Here is a 21,234-nt window from a genome sequence, read left to right as displayed (position 1 = left end):
ATTTATAAATGATTACTTCAAACATATTTTTGAAGAAAAATATTCATTAAGATTAATTTTCTTAATTAGTTTTTTTCTTCAATATTTATGAGGTGTTATGACAGTGAAAATTAAATTAATTTATTTAATTTGTATGATTCTCTGTGTTTTTTTAACATTTTCAACAGTAAGTGCAGCTGATTTAAATGTGGATTCTATATCTGATTCCATTTCAGATTCCATTTTAGAACCTAACATTAATTCAGCTGTAGAAAAATCACAGTCTGAATCTTCTTTAACAAGTTTTAATCAGAATAGAGATTCTATTGATTATAATAATGAGGATAAAGATTGTGTAGATTCTATGAATGAATTATATAATTTAAATTTGGATAAGTCAGATTTAAATTCTATTAATTCAGATGAGAAATCTCTTAAATCTAGTCTTGATTATATTAATTATAGTAGTGTCAATAAAAATTCTAGTGTTTATACTAATTCTTTAAAGGAAAATCCTTTAAAGGCGAATTTATATACTTTTAGTGATTTACAAAGTTTAATAGACAATTCCCGTGAATCTACAGTAATAAATTTAGATGGTAAAACATTTATTGGGAATGGAACTCCAATTACAATTAGAAAATCCATAACCATAAATGGAGGTTCTGAAGGAAATATGGCAACTTTAGATGCAAAAAAATTATCAAGAATACTAATTATAGGGTCTAGTAATGTCCATTTATTAAATTGTAATTTCATTAATGGTATTAATTTTACTGTGGAATTGCGGGGAAATGATTCCTCAGTATCCAATTGTAATTTTAGAAATAATTTTAAACATTTGTACGTTAGATCAGGTTCCGAAAATTTTTATCTTCAAGATAGCAATTTTTCTTTTTCTAATTCAAATGTATCAAGTTCTGTAATGATTATAGCAAAGAATGTTACTGTAAAGAATTCTAATTTCTTTAATAATACTGTATTGGATAACACGGGTCTTCAAGGACATGGTGCTGCTCTGCAAGTGGGAGAAAACAGCAATAGTACTAATATAGGGTATATTATTAATTGTACTTTTAGCAATAATACCGTTATAACTAATGCCAATGATACCCATGCAGGAGCTTTATGTTTCAGGCCTGGAATTAAAGTAATTAATTCTACTTTTATAAATAATTACTGCAATAAGGTTGGTGGTGCCACTACTCTTCATAGTGACGGTGAATTGATAAATTGTATTTTTATCAATAATACTGCTGGAGAGTACGGAGGTGCAATAAGCACTGGCTTTTTAGCTGATGATATTAGTGTAAACATTACTGACTGTGTCTTTATCAATAACTCTGCTCCTATGGGCGGGGCTATTCAAATTAAAGGACATAATGTAAAGGTAACAAATTCCATATTCGAAGGCAATGAAGCGAATGAAAGTGATGGTGGAGCTATTTTCATAGTTGGAAATAATGCTTTAATAATAAACTCCACATTTAATTGCAATTCTGCAAAAAATTTTGGAGCAGGAATATTTATTAATGGGTCTGATGCATCTATTTTAAATTCCAGCTTTGAAAATAATTTTGCGGATTATGGTGCAGCAATTTATGTCTTCGGGGCTAATGCTAATATTTTCAACTCAAATTTTACTAACCATATAATAAAAAATGGTTCTGTATACATTGAGGGCATAAACACATATGTCTATGAAAATATTTTTAAAAATAATGTTGGAGAGTCTGGTGCAGGATTGTATATCAAAGGATCTAACGCTAATTTGATATTAACTAATTTTAGCTATAATGATGTCAGCCAAAAAGGTGGAGCTATTTTCATTGAGGGTTCAAATGCTAAAGTTATCTTATCTAAATTTTTAAATAATAATGCAATTCCTAATCTCACTGAATTGGATAGTGGTTTAGGTGGTGCCATTTATATAAAAGGAGATAATAATACTATTGATTCTTCAATATTTAACTTCAATACAGCTCGTAATGGATCCGCAATTTACACTGATGGTTTAGATATGACTTTATCAAACACTAGTTTTGATAGGAATCAAGCATGGTCTTATTCATTGGATTCAAATGTAAATCCTGATCTAAGCTATTTTAATGAAAGTGATATATTAATTAATTTCACTCTAGTTGGAGGCAATAATATTGCTAATGCTATCTATAATGCTGCTTCAATGGATAAAATATATTTTTATAATGTGAGTTACATATCCTCAAAAGGCAAGAAAATCACATCTGAAGATGAGATTCACCCAGTAGATGGTGCTCAAAACAGTAATGATGGCAGCTTATTGTATCAGGATGATAGGGAAGATAATCAAATAGTCAATGTAATTATTTATAAAGAGTCCCAAAATAGTGATGGTTCTACCAAAATCACTGATATAAATAGTGGTATCAGTAATATAACCGATATTTCAGGAGACATAATCTTTAATCAAACTTTTAAAACAGGTATTTTAGGAGATATTTCTTTTAATTTAAGTGATTATTTCAATGAACCTCTTGAAACAGGTAAATATCTGATTTATGCAAAACATTTTGAAGATGATTATTATAAAGGAATTGATGAAGATAATCAGTTTGAAATTATTCCAATAGTTGACTTATCAGTAAATATTGGATCCAGCAGAGTAAACATTGATTTCAATAAAACTGTAAAGTACACTATTAAAGTCAGTAACAATGGTCCAAATAATGCAAGTGGGGTAAATTTAAGTGCTGTTCTTCCTGAAGGATTAGTGTATTTGTCTGCAACTCCTTCAATAGGCAATTATAATCCTGAAGATGGAATTTGGATTATTGGCAATCTTAGCATTGGAGAAAATCAAACCTTGATTATTAATGCATTAACCAATCAAACTGGTTTAATTGATTTTCCAGTAAATGTATCTTCTATTGAAGAGGATTCAAATTTATCCAATAACTTTAAAAATAAGACTATTAAAGTTTTAAGCGCCGATTTGACTATTGATATTGAGGCTCTACAAGATGTAGTGGATTATGGCGATATTCTCAATTGGACAGTGACCATTAGAAATGAGGGTCCTGATGATGCAAGCAAGTTAATAGTTTCATTTGGTGAATTAGAGGATGATTTGATTTATTTAAACTGTTCTAATGTTGATTTTAATACATCAAGTCTAAAATTGGATATTCCAAGTTTATCAGTTGGTGAAGAGATTAGCTTTGTAATTTCCACTAAAATCAATTCATCAAATAAAGAGATAATCTTACCAACTAATGTCACAGCAGAAACTTATGACCCTGATGAATCTAATAATTTCGATTGGGATTCAGTAACTGTTTCCCCTTTATGTGATTTATTGATTACAATCATTCCGGATAAAGATCCAACAGCTGTTGGTGAAACTGTTAATTGGATAATTAATGTAACTAACATTGGTCCGGACAATGCAAGTGATGTTAATGTCTTTAACAGTATCCCTGAAGGATTGGAATATGTGATTCATGAATCCAGTAAAGGAGAAGTGGTGAATACAGCAGATGATGATGGCAATATTGTTGATTTGACTTGGAAAGTTGGAGATTTGGAAAATAAGGAGTCAGCATTTTTAATCATTTCCACTAAAACTTTAGAGGAAGGCATTGTATTAAATAATGTTACTGCAGATTCTTCAACAAAGGATATAAATGAATCTAATAATTTCGATTCATCAAAGATTGAAGTAGTTCCATTAAATGATGATTCTGATGATGGACAAAATAATGATTCTGATGATTCTCAAGATGATTTTGATGATGATTATCCTTTGGATGATTATAACTTCTTTGACGATGGAAGAAATAATTCTGGGGATGATTTGGAAAATGATCATCCATCAAAAAATAAATCTTTAAGTTCTCCAGTCAAAAAAATCAGTAGCCCTATAAATATTTCTTCTAAAAAGACAGGAAATCCATTAATATTGGCCATATTGTCTCTATTGACTTTATTTTTAGTTAAAGTTAGGAAAAATTAAATTTTCTTTTTATTTGGAGTTATTTTTAACTCCTTTTTCTTTTTTTTTATTTTTCAATTGTCCACTATTTTACTTTTACTCTGATAACTATTTTTTTCTAAAAAAATTTCTAAAAAAATTAAAAGTATTTATATTATTATTTATATAATTATAGATAATCTAAAATATTTATAGAATATTAAATTTATAAGGGTTTGCTTCATGCAAATAATTCTTAAATGGATATTTTATAAAATTTTAAATTATAAATAAACTTATTAGAATTATAAATTAAATTATTAAAGTTATAATTGATAGATATTATGAAGAATATTGTAAAAATATATAATTTGGAGGAATATATTTGCTTTTATTAATTAGTCCTATAAATCATGATGAAGCTATTGAATCCATTGAAGGTGGAGCAGACATAGTTGATGTAAAAAATCCTAAAGAAGGTTCCCTTGGTGCTAATTTCCCTTGGGTAATTAAGGATATCAGAGAACTCACTCCTAGCGACATGCTTGTGAGTGCAACTTTAGGGGATGTTCCATACAAGCCTGGAACTGTTTCTTTAGCTGCTATGGGCGCATTAGTTTCTGGTGCAGATTACATTAAAGTAGGATTATACGGTCCAAGTAACTATGAAGAAGCTTTAGAAGTAATGGAAAATGTAGTAAAAACTGTAAAAGACACTGATCCTAATGCTATTGTTGTTGCTTCAGGTTATGCTGATGCTCATAGAGTTGGAGCTGTAAGTCCATGGGATATTCCTAAAGTAGCAAGAGATGCTGGAGCAGATTTGGCTATGTTAGACACTGCTGTTAAGGATGGACACACCTTATTTGATTATTTGGATATTGATGATTGTAAAAAATTCACAGAAGAAGCTCACAGTTATGGTTTAAATGTTGCTTTAGCAGGGTCTGTTAAAAAAGATCAATTAAAACCATTATATGATATTGGTTGTGATGTAGTTGGTGTTAGAGGAGCTGCATGTGTAGGTGGAGACAGAAACACTGGTCACATTGACCGCACTGCTGTAGCTGAATTAAAAGAATTGGTCAAATCATTTGAAGAATAATTTCAAATATTTCTTAATTGATGCTTATAATTATCTTAATTTTCTTAAATTAGGATAATTTTTTTTAAATCATTTTCATGAATTTTTAATTATAATTTTTATTTTTTACAATTTTTAGGAGGAAAAAAATTGCAATTTTCAGATAAGATATATAATGCAAAACCTGGTTACACTTATGATGATTTTTTATTAGTTCCTAATGCTTCCTGGATTGAAGCAAAAGATGTGGAGACTAAAGTAAACTTAACTAAAGACATCCAATTGAACATCCCTATTATGAGTGCTGCAATGGATACAGTAACTGAAGCTAATTTGGCTATTGCACTTGCTCAAGAAGGAGGAGTCGGTGTAATCCATCGTAACATCACTCAAGAGGCACAAGTGGAAGAGGTTAAAAAAGTAAAAAGTGCTGAAGACATTACAGTACGTGATGTAGTAACAATCAGCCCTGAGTCTTCCATTGAGACTGTTCAAGACATTATGGAAAATGAATCTGTTAGCGGTCTTCCTGTTATTGAAAATGAGAAGATTGTAGGAATTATCTCTAAAAGGGATGTAAGACCATTCTTAAAATCAGATTCTAAAAAATTAGTTAAGGATATAATGACTTCAGATGTGGTCACCATTAAAGAGAACATCTCTTCTGAAGAGGCATTGGATATTGCTTATGAAAACAAGGTTGAAAGATTGCCTGTTGTAAGTGAAGATGGTGAATTAGTAGGTATTCTCACAATTAAAGATATTTTAAATCAAGATCAGCATCCTAACGCTGCAGTTGATAAGAAAGGTAAATATTTAGTTGCAGCAGCTTGTGGTCCTTTTGATTTGGACAGGGCTATGGCATTGGATGAAGCTGGTGCAGACATCATTTCAATCGACTGTGCTCATGCTCATAACATGAATGTAGTTAAATTTGCAGAAACCATTAAGGACAATATTGATGCAGACTTATGTATGGGTAACATTGCAACCCGTGAAGCTGCAGAAGACTTGATTGCTCATGGTGCAGATGGTCTTAAGGTAGGTATTGGTCCTGGTTCAATTTGTACTACCCGTATTGTAGCCGGTATCGGTGTTCCACAAGTGACAGCTATTGCAGAAGTGGCAGATATTGCTAGCGAAGCGGGAGTTCCTGTCATTGCTGATGGGGGACTTAGATACTCTGGTGACATTGCAAAGGCAATTGGTGCTGGTGCAGATGTTGTAATGCTTGGTAACTTGCTTGCGGGAACCTTGGAGGCTCCTGGTGACATTGTGACCATGAATGGTAGAAAATACAAAACCTACCGTGGAATGGGTTCAATTGGAGCTATGACTGGTGGATCTGGTGGTGGAGCTGACAGATACTTCCAAGAAGTTGATAAAGGCACCCATATGAAACATTCAAAATTAGTGGCTGAAGGTGTAGAAGGTGTAGTTCCATATAAGGGAACTGTAGCTGAAGTTGTCTTCCAATTGGTTGGAGGATTAAAGTCTTCTATGGGCTACTGTGGTGCTCGTGACATTCAAACCATGAAGGAAGTTGCTCGTTTCGTTAGAATCACTGCAAGTGGTATTAAGGAATCACATCCTCATGAATTGATGATCACTAACGAAAGTCCAAACTATCCAAATTTTGAATAGTTTGAACTATTGAATTTGAATTTAGAATAATTTATCATTATTCTATTTCAATTATTTTTAAAAATCATTTAAAAAATCATTTTTATTTTAATTTGTTATTTTTCAAATTAAATAATTCTTTTTTTACAATTCTAAATGAATTGCTTTTTAAAGTCTTTAAATAGTAGATACAATATTTTTTTAAAAATTATTTATTCTATTTTTAACAGGTTTTATAAAATATTTAAAAAAATTTACTATAAGGAGATATATGTATGTTAGATTTTATTAAAAGACTTTGGAATCCTGTTGCATTTTGGATTAGTTTTATGATGAGCATTATCATGCCAATTATTTTTGGTGTAATTCCATTTTATTTAACTGGAAATGGAATTTCAATGGAAAACTGTTTAATCTTATGGCCTTTAAGATGGCTTGTAGCTTATTTATTAATAAATACTTTTCTTAGAGATACTGGATTGAAATTAGCTGCTAAAGTTTTTAAATTTGACCCTGGCTATTAATTACTTAACGGATTTAATTTATTTCTCTAAAAACGAATAGTTTATTAAATTAAATGAATAAACTAACTATATAAATTAATAACAAGCATTAATAATAATTTATATTATAGTAATTTGTATAATTTTTTATTGGAGTTTATATAATGAGAGATAACAACGAAAGAAGTTGGAAGATCAGATTTGCAATAATCATGTTTGTCTTGGCTGTTGTCATCTTTTTAGCCAGATATCTTATCTTTGGAGATGGTGAAGAGATTATTGCATATCTTTGGAAACACATAGGTTTCATTCCAATAGACATATTGATTGTTGCATTCCTGCTTGAAGGCATAATGGGTAAAAAGGAACATGAAGCTATTTTAGAGAAAATAGACATGCTTATGGGTACTTTCTTCTCAGAACTTGGAAATGATCTTATAGCTGAACTCAGCAAAGTCAATAAGAACAAGGTCAACACTGAAAACCTTAAGGATATCAGGAACTGGGATGAAAAGGATTTCGATAATAAGATGAAGGAATTGAAAGAAAATGGTCTCGATTTCAAAGCGGATATTTCCCCAGAAGAAAGGGAAGAGTTCTTAACAAACATTCATTCAATTCTTGTTGAAAAAAGGGAATTTTTAGTAAACCTCATCAACAACCCTAATCTTTTAGAGAAAGATGAATTCTCTTCACTCTTGCTTGCTTTATTGCATTTGGATGAAGAGCTTTCCCGCAGAGGTGAATTCTCTGACATCAAGGATGCTGATTTCAATCACTTAAACGGTGACATGAAGAGAGTTTACTCTAAATTGGTTTATGAATGGGTTTATTATTTAAAATACCTTAAAAAATATTACCCTTACATGATTTCTCTTGCTATCCGTACCAATCCATTCGATAGCGAAGCTGATGTTCATGTAAATGAATAGATTATTAAGTGGTTAATTGATATTTTCATTTGACCAACATTTTTCTTTTTTTAATTTGATTTACTTTTATTTTTAACAGATGATGTTTATGAATGGTCAAAAATTGTATTCTTGCATAGTTTTATCAGGAGGGATGAGTAGAAGAATGGGTCAAGATAAAGGATCTATGATTATTCAAGAGAAACCTATGATTTTACACATACTTGAAAGATTAAACTATAAAATAAATGATGCTGTAATTGTTTTAAATGATGCTCAAAGGATAGCTGATTATCAGTCATTACTTAATCAGTATTGTGAAGGTGATATTGAAAGCAATTTTGATTTTTCATTGGAATTTGTTGAAGATGAGATTAAGGAGAAAGGCCCGATATCAGGAATCATGACTGGGCTTAAGAATATAAAAACAGATTATGCACTTGTATTGCCTTGTGATTCTCCTTTTATAAGTGAGGATAATATAGATGCAATGTTTAAGCTATTGGAGGAAAACTTGGAATCTAATATTGATGCAATCATACCATTTCACATAAAATCAAATAAGGACAAGTTCAAGGGTAATGGTGAATTTAACTTCAATGATGCAAGTGAAATGACTACTGATATGAAAATAGCAAACAGTGAGCCATTGCATTCCATTTATAAAAAAGAGAATTTGAATAAGATTGATGAGCTTTTAAAAGAAGATAACTTGTATGTAAAATCATTCATTAAATGCTTGAAAAATCCTTGTTTTATAGAAGTAGACAATAAGGTTCTCTTTGAAAAGGACTTCAGAAACTTTAACAGAAAAGAAGATCTTAAGGATTTGGAAATATAATAATTATATTTTAATGTTATTTTTATCAATTTTTTTAGTAGCTATTTTTTAACTATTTTTTTACAATTATCTTTTTTTAGCAAAAATTATTGTCATTGGGTTTTGACTTTCCATTTTTATTCCCTTATATAATAATTGTCCTTTTGAAATGTTTATTTGTGTGATTTGTGGATTGTAATTCAGTTCATCCAATTTATTGACTACATTCACTTCAATGTCAAGTATATTTGTTAAAATAAGAATTCTACCTTTGGAATTGATTTTTTCATGGATAATATCTATAATTTCATTGTATTTGTCATTTTTAGCATGTAAGATAGCAATATCAAAATTCTCTATTTTTTCAATTGCAGATAATCCATCTTCATTTATCATTTCAACATTATCGATATTTCCATGCTTTTTAATATTATTTTGGCTTATTGTGATGGCTTGTGGACTTTCATCAATTGCATATACCTTTTGAGCAAGATTGGAAAATTCTGAAGATATCTCTCCAACACCACAATTAATGTCTAAAACAATATCTGAATCCTTAACATCAGATTTATAGATTAGGATTGATCTGATTTCCTCTTTAATAAATCCTGAAATGTCACATGTTGTCAATAAATCAAAGTCATTAATCATATTTACAACTCAAAAAAGATTATTTAAGTAGATTATGCCATTATTATGGTTTTTCCCATCTTTTGAACATTTCATTGTCTATTCTTAAAACATCCAAAACCTTACCTACAATAAAGTCAGTCATGTCCTTGATGTCTTTAGGTTCGTGGTAGAAAGCAGGCATTGCAGGTAGGATGATTCCTCCCTCTTTAGAGATTGTAAGCATATTTTCAAGATGAACATCTCGTAGAGGAGTTTCTCTTGGCACTAAAACAAGGTTTCTGCGTTCTTTCAATGCCACATCAGCTACACGGCTAATTGAATTGGATGCATAACCATTAGCTATTGCAGATACTGTTTTCATGGAACATGGGATGATAACCATTGAATCGAATTTAAATGAACCGCTGTTGATGGATGAATCAATCTCGTTTGCTTCGAAATAGTGGTCTGCCAATGATTCAATCTCTTCCAAATTGCAATCATTCAATTCATATTTCATCACTATTTTAGCGGAATCGCTTATCATCAATCCAGTTTCTATATTAAGTTCTTTCAGTGCCTTTAGCAGTTCCACTCCGTAAACCACTCCGCTTGCACCTGTAATAGCTATTACTATCATCTTATCCTCTCTAAAAACAATATTTCTATTTAATCAATATTTCAATTATATAATTATGATTTATTTATTAATTATTTTTAATTATTCTTTTAAAACAATGTTGACTGTTCAAAATGAATTGTATCAAATTTATTCACTCTTTCTGGCAAATCAATGTAATTGTCTAGCTTTAATCTATTTATTTTTCCTAAATCCTCTTTAGGAACATAAAGTGCAATATCTGCTGAATTGAACCTTGCACTGCTTAATGCACCCACTATGCTTGAAATCTCATTTAGATGATATAGGTTTTCTCCAAAGGAAACCCAGGTTTTCATTTCATCGAAACTTGGATATTCTGAGACGTTTAGAATAACATAATTTCTATCCAAACCGAAGTCTTCACTGATTTCCTCTTCAGCCTTAGCCAGTTTTTCCTTTTCAATCTTAAATATTTGTTCGGGGTTTTCAAATCCGTTAACAGGTTCGGATTTAGCTACCTTCAATAGTTGTCTGTTGTCAATACGTTCCATTATGTCTCTTGAAAATCCTTCAGAGCTTCTGCACATGCTTATCATATCAGAATCATCGTATTTGTACATCTCATTAGGATTTACAATGTCTTGGCTAATCATATGTCTTAGACATCTTCTAAACATTGCATTGATGATTCTTGTAGTGTGGTGCTGATAAACACTTGGATACATTAGATAACGTGCTGTTAAAGCAGCTTCTGCAGCTTGAACCCCTTTTATGTCCAATATCAATTCTCTCTTTAACTTCAAATTGCTTATGATACGTTCAGTATCGATTACTCCATAAGCCACTCCAGTGTAATGGGAATCCCTAATGAGGTAATCCATACGATCCATATCCAATTCTCCAGAGATAATTGGACCTAATCTGCCTTTACCGTTAATGATATCGACAATTTCTTGTGTGTTAAATTTCTCAGATAACTTATCTGCCAAGCTGGTTTTTGTCACAATAAATCCAGTTAATTCTTCATGAGGAACATCAAAAACAGCTTCTGAAACATGTGAGAATGGTCCGTGTCCTGCATCGTGCAACAATCCTGCCATTCTAACCAATTCCTTGTCATGTTCATCCAATTCCAATTGTTCAGCAAGCTTTGATGCAAGATGCATTGTTCCAATGCAATGCTCAAAACGTGAGTGGTTAGCTCCAGGATAGATCAATGAAATGAACCCTAATTGCTTTACCCTTCTTAATCTTTGAACTTGTGGGTAGTCCAACACTTCCACTTCAAATTCAGTTAGTGGCAAGTTTCCATGTATGCTGTCTCTGATGAATTTCTGCCGTGACATAATAACACATCTTAAGATATTTTGAATTTTTAAAAATTATTTATTTTTAATTCTCTATTCTTTCATTCTTTCATTTTTGATTTTTAAATCTTAAAATATTCAACAATTATCTAATCATATTTATAAAAGACTTATTTAATAAAGTTTTCTAATATTTGGATTAATTTAAGCTTTTTATTCCCATTTTTTTGATTGTTAAATTAAAATTTTTTAATTTCAATCAATATTTTCCTTTATTTGAAATTTTTAATCTCATTTTAATATTGTTTTCATTGAAATAATTTTTAGTTTCTCTTTATAATATAATATTATTATCGATTAAAAAAATTCAGATTTCCTTTTTCGATATGTAAAAAATACAGTAATCGTAAAAAACTATTTTCATTGCTTTAATAGTAATATTTATATACTATTAAGGCAAATTATATTATATGCAATTATCGAATTGCATAATTATTGATAAATTCATATCGAGGTATTATTATGGAAATTAGTGCAAGAAACGGATTAACCGGAAAAGTCGAAGATGTAAAATTAGGTGAAGTAATGGCAAGTATTAAAATTGAAATAACCGAACCTGGTGTCATCACTGCAGTAATTACCAGAGAATCTGCAGAAGACTTAGACTTAAAAGAAGGAGACGAAGTAAAAGCTATTATCAAATCTACTGAAGTAATGGTAGCTAAATAAGTTTAATAGTTTTGAGATTATAGAATTTAATATTTTATTTTATATTGGTGATAAAATGGAAATTAGTGCAAGAAACGGAATTAAAGGAACTGTTGAAAGTGTAAAATTAGGTGCTGTAATGGCAAGCATTAAAATTAAAGTAGAAGATCCAGCTTTAATTACTGCAGCAATTACCAGAGAATCTGCAGAAGAATTAGAATTAGCTATTGGTGATGAAGTAAAAGCTATTATCAAATCCACTGAAGTAATGGTAGCTAAATAGATTTATTCTATTTACTTTACTTTTAACTTTAATTTTAATAAAATTTAGAAATTTATAATTATAGTGTTTATTTTAGTAGTTAGGTATTTTAATGGATTAATTCTGTTAAAATTAGTTTTAAGGTAATTTTTATAGATTTTTGTAAAATCTATCTCTTTTTAATCTTTTAGATATTTAAAAAAATTTTTAATAATTGATATATCTTTTTTTAATTTTAAAAAAATCGTTTATTTATTTAAAAATAGAATTTTATTTATTTTATAAAAAATAGTTAATGGAAGAAGAATTATCCTCCTGCCATTATAACTTTAGTTCCTTGATTTGAAAGCTCTTCTTTTTTAAAGTCAATTTCATGTTTTACTCTTTCTACAACTTCGGTAAGAGCTTCTAAGGTTTCTCCTCTATGAGGTCCGAGAACAACTACAAGGAACAATTGATCTCCAGTGTAGAACTCTCCAATATAATGGATAACGCTTATTTCAAATACGCCATGCTTTACTTTTGCAGTTTCTACTATGGTTTCAATTTCAGATAATCCCTTTTCCTTATCTGGAAGAGTTAATGTAAGTTTATCTACTGTCTTGTTTTCTTCTGTTCCTCTTACAATTCCTTCAAAACTGTAAATTGCTCCAGCTTCATCAACTCTTTGTGATTTTTTAATGTCTTCAATTAAGTCTCCAATAGTAAAGTATTCTTCATCTTTTTCTACAATTTTTATTACCATTTTATCATCCTAAAAAAATAATGAATAAAAAATTTAAGTTTGATACTTAAAGTTAATTTGTCTTATTCCATTAATATATTTAATTTTTTTATTAATAAATATAACGATTGTTATAAAATTGCTTTAAAAAAATAGAAATTAAATAAGGTTATATTTCACTTAATTCCTTTTTGCTCAATTCCTTGATTCTGCATACTCCGTCTATCTCGTCAATAACATCAGCAGTAGCTTTAGGAACAAGAGATCTCCAATCTCCATCATTTAGGATTCTATCTCTGACTTCAGTTCCAGACAAGACGTCCCTATCAAATAGCTCTGGTTGATAGACTTCGTATCCTTCTTCCTTGAACAATCGTTTTACAAGTGCATTTCCGCTATAGACTTTAGAAAAAGGAGGAGTCAGCATCTTCACTTGAGCAACCCACAATGCATTTCTATTGATGTCTTCAATAGGTATGATGTAATATCTTTTAGGATCGATATCTGCATCATCCAATGCTTGGGTCATCATCATGATTCTTTCACCTGCAGTAAATGGGTCCTTTAGCTCATGGCTTAATTGAGCGCTTCCAATTCCAATTACAACTTCATCAACATAATTCAATGTCTTTTCTATAATTTGGATATGGCCATTATGAACAGGTTGCATTCTTCCAATTAATAAGCCGCGTGTTACTTTATTCATTGTATCTCTTTTTATCATTTATAATATTAATATTTGATTATTTGATTTTTAATAAGGAATAAGTAAATTAGTTAAATTTAAAAATTCATTGATTTTTAATTAGGAATAAGTAAATTAGTTAAATTTAAAAATTGCTAATTTAAATTAAATGTATAAAAATAATCATTTTTACCTTAAAATGTCTGATTTTTAACTTAATTTAATTAATAAATATTTTCTTTTCTTTATTAATAATTTAATCACTTTTTAGTTAAAATATAATCATTTAACCTATTAAAATTAATTATTTTTTTCAATTCATAGAAAACTTTATATGCTATATAAAACTGATTTAAAATTATGTACGATAGAATTAATGTGGCATCCAAAACTAAGAAGATTTTAGATAGCGCTTTTGATGAGCCTATCTCAGTTGAAGATGGGAATTACTTAATGAATCTTAAGGGTTCAGAAATTTATCCTCTTTTAGCTACTGCAGATGCAGTCCGTGAAGAGATTGTTGGTGATAAGGTCACTTTCATCAATAACTGCAATATCAACTTCACAAACATCTGCCATGTACGCTGTGGATTCTGTGCTTTCGGTAAGGATCCTGATGATCCTGAAGCTTATTTATTAGATGATGAGGGCATTTTGAATAAGGCTGAAGGAGGTTATCGTGATGGGGCACGTGAATTCACCTTGATGGGTGGAGTGCTTGAAGATGCAACAATAGAATATTATGAGCATCTTTTGAAATTGCTCAAATCACATTATCCTAAAGTGGAAATCCATGGATTTTCACCAACAATGATTAGAGATGCTGCATTAAATAGTGAAATACCTGTAGATGAGGCATTCAAGATATTGAAAAAGGCAGGTTTGGACACATTGCCTGGAACTGCAGCAGAAATATTGACTGACAGGTCCAGAGAGATAATCTGTCCTAAAAAGGTATCAACTCAAGAATGGATTGATGTAGTGAAGATAGCTCAGGAAGCGGGAATAACCGGATCTGCTACCATGATGTACGGTCATGTAGAGACTATAGAAGAGAGAGTTGAGCATTTGGATATCTTAAGGCAGATTCAACTTGATACCGGTGGATTCAATGAGTTCATTCCAATGACATTCATGCATGAATATTCTCCGATTTTCCTTGAAGGACAAAGGGATTTGGGAGCTACTGGTACTCAAGATCTAAAGCTTTACGCTGTTGCTAGATTAATGTTTAGAGACATCATTCCTAATATTCAAGTCTCTTGGGTAAAAATGGGCTTTAGATTTGCTCAAGTTTCACTATTGGCTGGTGCAAATGACTTAGGTGGAACTTTAGGTGGAGATGAATTGTCTGCAGCTTCTGGAGCTCCAGATGGTGTAAATGCAAGTATTAGAGACTTAACTAAAATAGTCAATGACTTGGGAAGAGTTCCAATAGAAAGAAACTCCACTTACACTGAATTCTATCCAATTGAATTCTAGATTTTTTTTATAATTTTTTTTATAACTTTTTTACATTTTTTATATTTTTTCTATTTTTTAACATCTTTTTATCTATTTTAATAAGGATGAAAGGATATCTAAGGCAAATCAACCTATAAACTTTTTGTAAAATTCGACTATCGTGAAACTATAGTTATTCAATGAAAATTAGGATCATTTGAATTATGAAAAGGATAACAAGTAAAACTTGTCTCAAAGTCACGACCATAATTTCACCTCCCTAAATTGAAAAATCGAGATTTATTTAAGATATCGAAACCTTGATAATAGTCTAAATTAATTATTTATAAATTTAACCAATTTTTTAACTTTTATTTTAATTTTAATTAAAATATTGGTGTTATTTTATTAAAAACAGTGTTTTTAGAACATTTTTGTAAGTTTGCAATATTTGATGAAGTTATAAAATTGATGTTAGGCTGAAATATTGATAGATAATAGTAGAAAATTATTGGATTAAAAATTTTTAAAAAAGTAGATTTAAAAAAAGTAGATTATTATGTTAAAGAATCCAATTAATTGGATTCTCTCACATACCGATTTTTCAACTAGGGAATTTACGTTAAGGTGTAAACCCTTAAAATTAATTTTAAGATTTATATTATTTAAATCTTATCAATAATGTATGAATTAAGTTTATTTTACAGTTAATATTGCTTTAATTTCGTTATTTTCAATTTTTTTAAGAATTTTGAAAAGGTTTTAAATATAGGTAAACTTAATATTATATTATGTATAAATATTTTAATAATATTTAAAATTTATAAAAATTATTAAAATCATTCTTTAATAATTCTAATTATAAATAATCATTTAAAAATTCAAATCGTGGTATAATGATAAGTATTAAAAACCTTTCTAAATCATATAAATTAGATAATGGGGAAGAAGTGAAAGCCCTAAATAACATTAATCTTGAAGTTAAAGAAGGAGAAATCGTAGGTATTTTAGGTACAAGCGGTTCCGGTAAAACTACCCTTTTAAGAATATTAAGAGGAGTGGAAAAATTCGATGAAGGTGAAGTTAGAGTAGAAAGATACACCTTAAAGCCGTATTCCTCTCAATTTTATTTCAATCAAGTCAAAAAGGAAACTGCAATTCACTTGCAAAGGTCTTTTGGTATTTGGCCGGAAACCGTGCTTGACAATGTTGTAAGAAAGCTATACGGTGCAAAATACGGTGATGAGGCAGGAACCGACTTTGAATTGGCTCATGACCAATTCGATAAGGAAGCTTATGAGCTATTGGAGCTTGTAGGACTTAAGGAAAAGTCAGGCCATTTGGCTTCTGTATTGAGTGGTGGTGAAAAGCAAAGACTTATCATGGCAAGACAGCTTGCTAAAAAGCCTAAAGTAATGCTTCTTGATGAGCCTGCTACAATGGCATGTCCTAAAACCAAACAGGAAATCTTGGACGCTGTCAAAAAGATCAATGAAGAATTAAACATCACTATTGTTTTGGTGTCACACTTGCCTGAGATTCATAAATTCTTAGCTGAAAGGCTAATCCTTTTGGAAGATGGTGAAATAGCTAAAGAGGGAGATGTTGATGAAATCATCGATGAGTTTTTATCAGACATTGAAGACCCTGTTGACATTGCGATTGAATCCACAGATGAAACCTTGATTAAAGCATGTGATTTGGATAAAAGGTTCTATTTGCTTAAAGGTAAAGACGTTTTGCACATGAAGGATATCAGCTTTGAAGTAAAGAGAGGTGACATCCTATCTCTAGTAGGTCCAAGTGGAGCAGGTAAGACAATTCTTCTTCGTATGTTAGGTGGTATGGATGTCCCTGACAGCGGCGATGTATTTTTCAAGCTTGAAAAGGATGGAGAAACCAAATGGGTAGACATCAGAAAAGCAAGCCTTGACAGGATGGAAGTTAGAAGAAACATAGGTTTCATGCATCAGGAATTCGCTTTGGTATATTGGGCTACCGTTCAAAGCCAATTGGCTAAGAAACTAGGTTATAAGAGATTTGATATGGTTCAGGAAGCAAAAGAAAGGGCTAGAGAAGAAGGATTGCCTGACATCTTGCTTGATGCATTGTATCAATTGACTGACCTTCCAGAAAGGGAAGCTAAAGCACGTCTTGAGCAAGTAGGACTTGAACCAAGTATTTTAGATGAATTGTTCCCTAAATTCCCTGAAACTGAAATTGCAGAACAGGTTGCAGACCTCTTTGAAGCGCTTGACTTGCCTTTAGACATTTTAGGAAGAAGATCATTTGAATTGTCTGGTGGTCAAAAGGTAAGGGCTATGCTTGCACTTGTGCTTGTATCCAAACCTGATATCTTATTGCTTGACGAACCGTTTGGAGACTTGGATCCAAAAACCTTGAGAACAGTAACCAACTCACTTAAGAGAATCTGCAAGGAGTTCGGAACCACCATTGTAATGGTTTCACACAATACCGACTTCATCAGGGAGTTAAGTAACAGAGCTATCTTCATTGACCAAGGTCTTCTCAAGGATGACACTAAAGATGTTGATAGCTTAGTTGATGACTTCATTGGATTCTGTAAAGCTGATTACTTGATGTAATCACTTTATTGTCCATTATTTTTATTTTTTAAATTATTTTTTATTTTAATTAATATTTTTTTATTCAATAATTATTTTTTCAGATAATTCAATTATTTTATTATTTTAAAGATGATAATATGTTTAAGAATATTTTAGTGGCTAGTGATGGTTCAAAATGTGGAGACAAGGCAGTAGATTTGGCTATTGATTTGGCAAGCAAATACGGTGCAAAGATTTCTGCATTATATGTTATGGACTTTGCTCTTGACTTTTCATATGATGACCTGGATGATGCCGGCGGAGCGGTATTGGATGATATCACAGCAAAAGGAAAGGAAAAGGATGTGGTTGTGGTAGAGCATATCATCACTGCTGATCCGATTCAGGATATGGCAACTATGATTAGAAAGATAAACCCTGACATTGCTGTCTTCGGAGCTTTCGGAAAGTCTATGGACAAGGAAGAAACAATAGATTATTCCAAGATAGGAAGTGTGGCAGAAAATGCATTAAAGGTATCTAAAGTCCCTGTTATTTTAGTTAAATAATCATTGCTTTTTGCTGTTTTTTGAATATGTTGGAATAAAATAAAACAATTTATATATTATTAAAATTAAAGATATTATTATATTTTATTGGAGGTAAAATTATGGCAAAATACAGATGTACTATTTGCGGATATGAATATGACACTGAAGCTGGTGAAGAAAGAAGAGATGTAGCTGCAGGAACTGAATGGGATGACGTACCTGCTGATTTCAAATGCCCATTATGTGGTGCAGTAAAAACTATGTTTAAAGCATTATAATTGATTTAAACTTTTTTTTATACTACTTTCTTTTGATCTGTTGAAGGTGAATAAAATGGTATTTGTATGTGATATTTGCGGATACGAATATAATCCTGATGCTGGTGACCCAGATAATGGTGTAGAACCAGGCACTGCTTTTGCAGACTTACCAGATGACTGGGTTTGCCCATTATGTGGTGCAGAAAAAGGAGATTTCGTAGAAGAATAAATAAATATAACTTATGATTATTAAATTATCATTTCAATATTTAATTTTGAATTATTAAATTATTCCAATGTTTAATTTAATAAAAATTTTTTTAATTTTAAGGTGTTATAATGGTAAATGAAAAAATGGAAGCAGCATTAAATGCTCAATTAAATGCAGAAGTATATTCTGGATACTTATACTTATCTATGGCAGCTTACTTTGAAGACATCGACTTAGCAGGATTTGCTAACTGGATGAGAGTTCAAGCTGCAGAAGAATTAGAACATGGTATGAAATTCTATGATTACATCATTAGAAGAGGGGCAAGCGTAACCCTTACTGCAATTGAAGCTCCACAAACCGAATGGGACTCTCCACTTGCAGCATTCGAGCATGTTTTATCCCACGAACAATTAGTTACCGGATTAATCAATGATTTAGTTGACTTAGCTATTGAAGAAAAAGACCATGCAACCAATAACTTCTTGCAATGGTTCGTTGAAGAACAAGTTGAAGAAGAAGAAAACGCTATGGAAAACTTAGCTAAACTCAAATTAGCTGGCGACGACAACTCTTTATTATATAAACTCAATGAAGAGTTCGCAGGTCGTGGAACTGCAGAATAGATTAGATCTATTCTTTTCTTTTTTTATTTTTTAATTTTATTCTAATTTATATTTTTAACTATTTTTATCAAAAAATCTAATTTTATTTAAATCCCTTATTTTTATGAAATAACATCAATTTTATTGAATAATCATAATTTAACAATTAAAATGAAAGTTAACTGTTAAAAAAACTATAATATTTATTTATAATGAAAATTAAGTATCAATTGAAGGTTTTTTATGCCTGCAGAAAATATACCCAAAACCGGAGGCATAAAATGAAAACTGAAATTGGAGAAATTCTTAAACATTCTTTTGAAGTCTTCAAAGAACATTTTAAAGACATTCTTGGATATTCATTAGAAATCTTGAAAATTTTCATTTTGCTAATGAAATAAATTTGTAACTTGTTGTTGAATTTTAAAAAAATTTTGTTTAATATTTTCATTGGGTAGTTTTTTCCCTTCATAAATAAGTAAAGATTATATATTCTAAAAATATAATATTACTTAGAGTTTATTTCAAACTCCGGTTTATGGGAAAAATTTAAAGTTAAGAATTCTTTTGAATTCTTATACTTTAAGTTTTAAAAACTATCTTTTTTTTATATTATTTTAAAATTAATTTTGTTTTATTTTTAGTAAACTATTTTTATTAGAAATAAAAGAATATAACTATATTAAGTATGTTATTTTAATCAAAAGTAATCTTAAGGAGGCAAAAACGTGGTAAAGGTAAGTGTAATGGGTTCAACCGGTGTAATAGGTAAAAACGTTACTTTCAAATTGGCTAGAGCAGATACAATAAGTGAAGTTGTATTGTTTGCAAGACCTGAAAGCATTGACAAGGCAAAGGGCCAAAGCTATGACATGTATGATGCATTGGCTGCTGAAGATATTGATTGTTTACTCACCCCATCCTGCAATTATGAAGATCTTGCAGATTCCCAAATTGTATTGATTTCTGCAGGTGCTCCAAGGCATGAGGGGATGAGCAGAAGGGATTTGGCTTTTGTAAATGCTAAAATAGTTTCCAATTATGCTAAGCAGATATCCATTCATGCACCAGATGCCATTATTTTGGTTGCTACAAATCCTGTGGATGTAATGACCACAATCGCTTTGGACGCTTCAGGTTTCGATAGGGACAAGGTCATTGGTGTAGGAAACCACTTGGATTCCTTAAGACTCAAAAATTACTTTGCAAGACGTTTGAACATAAACAGCAGTGAAATCCATACAAGGGTTATCGGTGAACATGGAGACAATATGGTTCCTCTTTTAAGTTCAACCACCATTGGGGGTATTCCTTTGAAATACTTTATTAGAGAGGTGGAATTGGACATTAAGGAGATCATTCAGACCCTTAGAAATGCAGGAAACACTATTATTTCCAAAAAGGGAGCTACTGAATATGGCCCTGCATATGCTATTTCTAACTTAATCATAACACTCATTACAAATTCCCATAAGATATTGACTGTAAGCTTGCATTTGGATGGTGAAATTGCAGGTGTCAAGGGAGTTTCATTAGGTGTTCCTTCAGTTTTATCCAAAAAGGGAAATGCAATGATAGTTCCTATTCATATGAATGATTATGAGACTAAAAAGTTCCAATCAGCTGCTGAACAGATTGGAAAGCTTACAGAAGAAGTTAGAGAAAGTCTAAAAGAAGAATAATTTTTTAACTTCTTTATTTTTTTATTTTTTCTTTTTATCTATTCTTTTAAAAAGAGTATTTTATTTATCTTAACTATTTTTATCTATTTTTTTTACTTTTAGACTATTTTTAATCAATTAATATTTTAAAAAAGATTTTTCGTA

20 protein-coding genes are annotated in these 21,234 nt (G+C 30.6%); 15 read left to right on the top strand and 5 right to left on the bottom strand.

Annotated elements, in window-relative coordinates:
* The first annotated feature begins 133 nt into the window (after positions 1-133).
* The 6 genes from ACJMLB_RS05500 to ACJMLB_RS05475 all read left to right on the top strand — a co-directional run bounded on the left by ACJMLB_RS05500 (position 134) and on the right by ACJMLB_RS05475 (position 8,893).
* Entirely contained in the window at positions 134-3,973 is a 3,840-nt protein-coding gene (locus tag ACJMLB_RS05500; protein ID WP_405324350.1) for a hypothetical protein, read from the top strand.
* Between the two features lie 343 nt (positions 3,974-4,316).
* Positions 4,317-5,036: a (5-formylfuran-3-yl)methyl phosphate synthase gene (locus ACJMLB_RS05495; RefSeq protein ID WP_405324348.1), complete on the top strand. Its 720-nt coding sequence runs from the start codon at positions 4,317-4,319 to the stop codon at positions 5,034-5,036.
* Positions 5,037-5,165: 129 nt separating this feature from the next.
* Positions 5,166-6,659, top strand: a complete 1,494-nt coding sequence (guaB, locus tag ACJMLB_RS05490) for an IMP dehydrogenase (RefSeq protein ID WP_405324346.1) — start codon at positions 5,166-5,168, stop codon at positions 6,657-6,659.
* A gap of 254 nt (positions 6,660-6,913) precedes the next feature.
* A complete protein-coding gene (locus ACJMLB_RS05485) occupies positions 6,914-7,162 on the top strand; it encodes a hypothetical protein (RefSeq protein WP_405324344.1) in 249 nt (82 codons plus the stop codon).
* Positions 7,163-7,305: 143 nt separating this feature from the next.
* On the top strand, positions 7,306-8,073 hold the full coding sequence (locus ACJMLB_RS05480) for a hypothetical protein (protein WP_405324342.1): 768 nt from the start codon (positions 7,306-7,308) through the stop codon (positions 8,071-8,073).
* A gap of 79 nt (positions 8,074-8,152) precedes the next feature.
* Positions 8,153-8,893: a molybdenum cofactor guanylyltransferase gene (locus ACJMLB_RS05475; RefSeq protein WP_405324340.1), complete on the top strand. Its 741-nt coding sequence runs from the start codon at positions 8,153-8,155 to the stop codon at positions 8,891-8,893.
* A 66-nt stretch (positions 8,894-8,959) separates the two neighbouring features.
* Here ACJMLB_RS05475 and ACJMLB_RS05470 read toward each other — a convergent pair whose 3' ends face one another.
* From ACJMLB_RS05470 to ACJMLB_RS05460, 3 genes are all read right to left on the bottom strand, one after another.
* Complete coding sequence (locus ACJMLB_RS05470; RefSeq protein WP_405324338.1) at positions 8,960-9,523, bottom strand: methyltransferase domain-containing protein; 564 nt, start codon at positions 9,521-9,523, stop codon at positions 8,960-8,962.
* Positions 9,524-9,566: 43 nt separating this feature from the next.
* The gene (locus ACJMLB_RS05465; protein WP_405324336.1) at positions 9,567-10,124 is read right to left on the bottom strand and encodes a UbiX family flavin prenyltransferase; all 558 of its coding nucleotides are present in this window, start codon (positions 10,122-10,124) and stop codon (positions 9,567-9,569) included.
* Between the two features lie 89 nt (positions 10,125-10,213).
* Positions 10,214-11,434 carry an HD domain-containing protein gene (locus tag ACJMLB_RS05460; protein WP_405324546.1) on the bottom strand — a complete coding sequence of 407 codons (1,221 nt, stop codon included), beginning with the start codon at positions 11,432-11,434 and terminating at the stop codon, positions 10,214-10,216.
* 480 nt (positions 11,435-11,914) lie between these two features.
* Between ACJMLB_RS05460 and ACJMLB_RS05455 the strand changes: the two genes are divergently transcribed.
* Both ACJMLB_RS05455 and ACJMLB_RS05450 read left to right on the top strand, forming a co-directional pair.
* Positions 11,915-12,121, top strand: coding sequence for a molybdopterin-binding protein (locus ACJMLB_RS05455; RefSeq protein WP_405324334.1), 207 nt, complete (start codon positions 11,915-11,917; stop codon positions 12,119-12,121).
* A gap of 55 nt (positions 12,122-12,176) precedes the next feature.
* Positions 12,177-12,383, top strand: a complete 207-nt coding sequence (locus ACJMLB_RS05450; protein WP_295607148.1) for a molybdopterin-binding protein — start codon at positions 12,177-12,179, stop codon at positions 12,381-12,383.
* A gap of 286 nt (positions 12,384-12,669) precedes the next feature.
* On the opposite strand, the gene ACJMLB_RS05445 is transcribed toward ACJMLB_RS05450, so the two are convergent.
* Both ACJMLB_RS05445 and ACJMLB_RS05440 read right to left on the bottom strand, forming a co-directional pair.
* Positions 12,670-13,107: a molybdenum cofactor biosynthesis protein MoaE gene (locus ACJMLB_RS05445; protein WP_295607150.1), complete on the bottom strand. Its 438-nt coding sequence runs from the start codon at positions 13,105-13,107 to the stop codon at positions 12,670-12,672.
* Between the two features lie 148 nt (positions 13,108-13,255).
* On the bottom strand, positions 13,256-13,792 hold the full coding sequence (locus ACJMLB_RS05440) for a nicotinamide-nucleotide adenylyltransferase (RefSeq protein WP_405324331.1): 537 nt from the start codon (positions 13,790-13,792) through the stop codon (positions 13,256-13,258).
* A gap of 339 nt (positions 13,793-14,131) precedes the next feature.
* Between ACJMLB_RS05440 and cofH the strand changes: the two genes are divergently transcribed.
* The 7 genes from cofH to ACJMLB_RS05405 all read left to right on the top strand — a co-directional run bounded on the left by cofH (position 14,132) and on the right by ACJMLB_RS05405 (position 21,090).
* On the top strand, positions 14,132-15,253 hold the full coding sequence (gene cofH / locus ACJMLB_RS05435) for a 5-amino-6-(D-ribitylamino)uracil--L-tyrosine 4-hydroxyphenyl transferase CofH (protein WP_405324329.1): 1,122 nt from the start codon (positions 14,132-14,134) through the stop codon (positions 15,251-15,253).
* Between the two features lie 857 nt (positions 15,254-16,110).
* The gene (locus tag ACJMLB_RS05430) at positions 16,111-17,820 is read left to right on the top strand and encodes an ATP-binding cassette domain-containing protein (protein WP_405324327.1); all 1,710 of its coding nucleotides are present in this window, start codon (positions 16,111-16,113) and stop codon (positions 17,818-17,820) included.
* A gap of 119 nt (positions 17,821-17,939) precedes the next feature.
* The gene (locus tag ACJMLB_RS05425) at positions 17,940-18,350 is read left to right on the top strand and encodes a universal stress protein (RefSeq protein ID WP_405324325.1); all 411 of its coding nucleotides are present in this window, start codon (positions 17,940-17,942) and stop codon (positions 18,348-18,350) included.
* 101 nt (positions 18,351-18,451) lie between these two features.
* Positions 18,452-18,610, top strand: a complete 159-nt coding sequence (locus tag ACJMLB_RS05420; protein ID WP_405324323.1) for a rubredoxin — start codon at positions 18,452-18,454, stop codon at positions 18,608-18,610.
* Between the two features lie 55 nt (positions 18,611-18,665).
* Positions 18,666-18,821: a rubredoxin gene (locus tag ACJMLB_RS05415; protein ID WP_295607161.1), complete on the top strand. Its 156-nt coding sequence runs from the start codon at positions 18,666-18,668 to the stop codon at positions 18,819-18,821.
* Positions 18,822-18,931: 110 nt separating this feature from the next.
* Entirely contained in the window at positions 18,932-19,429 is a 498-nt protein-coding gene (locus ACJMLB_RS05410; RefSeq protein WP_405324321.1) for a ferritin, read from the top strand.
* Positions 19,430-20,136: 707 nt separating this feature from the next.
* On the top strand, positions 20,137-21,090 hold the full coding sequence (locus ACJMLB_RS05405) for a malate dehydrogenase (protein WP_405324319.1): 954 nt from the start codon (positions 20,137-20,139) through the stop codon (positions 21,088-21,090).
* Positions 21,091-21,234: the final 144 nt, after the last annotated feature.

This window comes from Methanobrevibacter sp. (assembly GCF_045114555.1).
GTDB lineage: Archaea > Methanobacteriota > Methanobacteria > Methanobacteriales > Methanobacteriaceae > Methanobrevibacter.
This window is presented reverse-complemented; position numbering and strand designations above follow the sequence as displayed.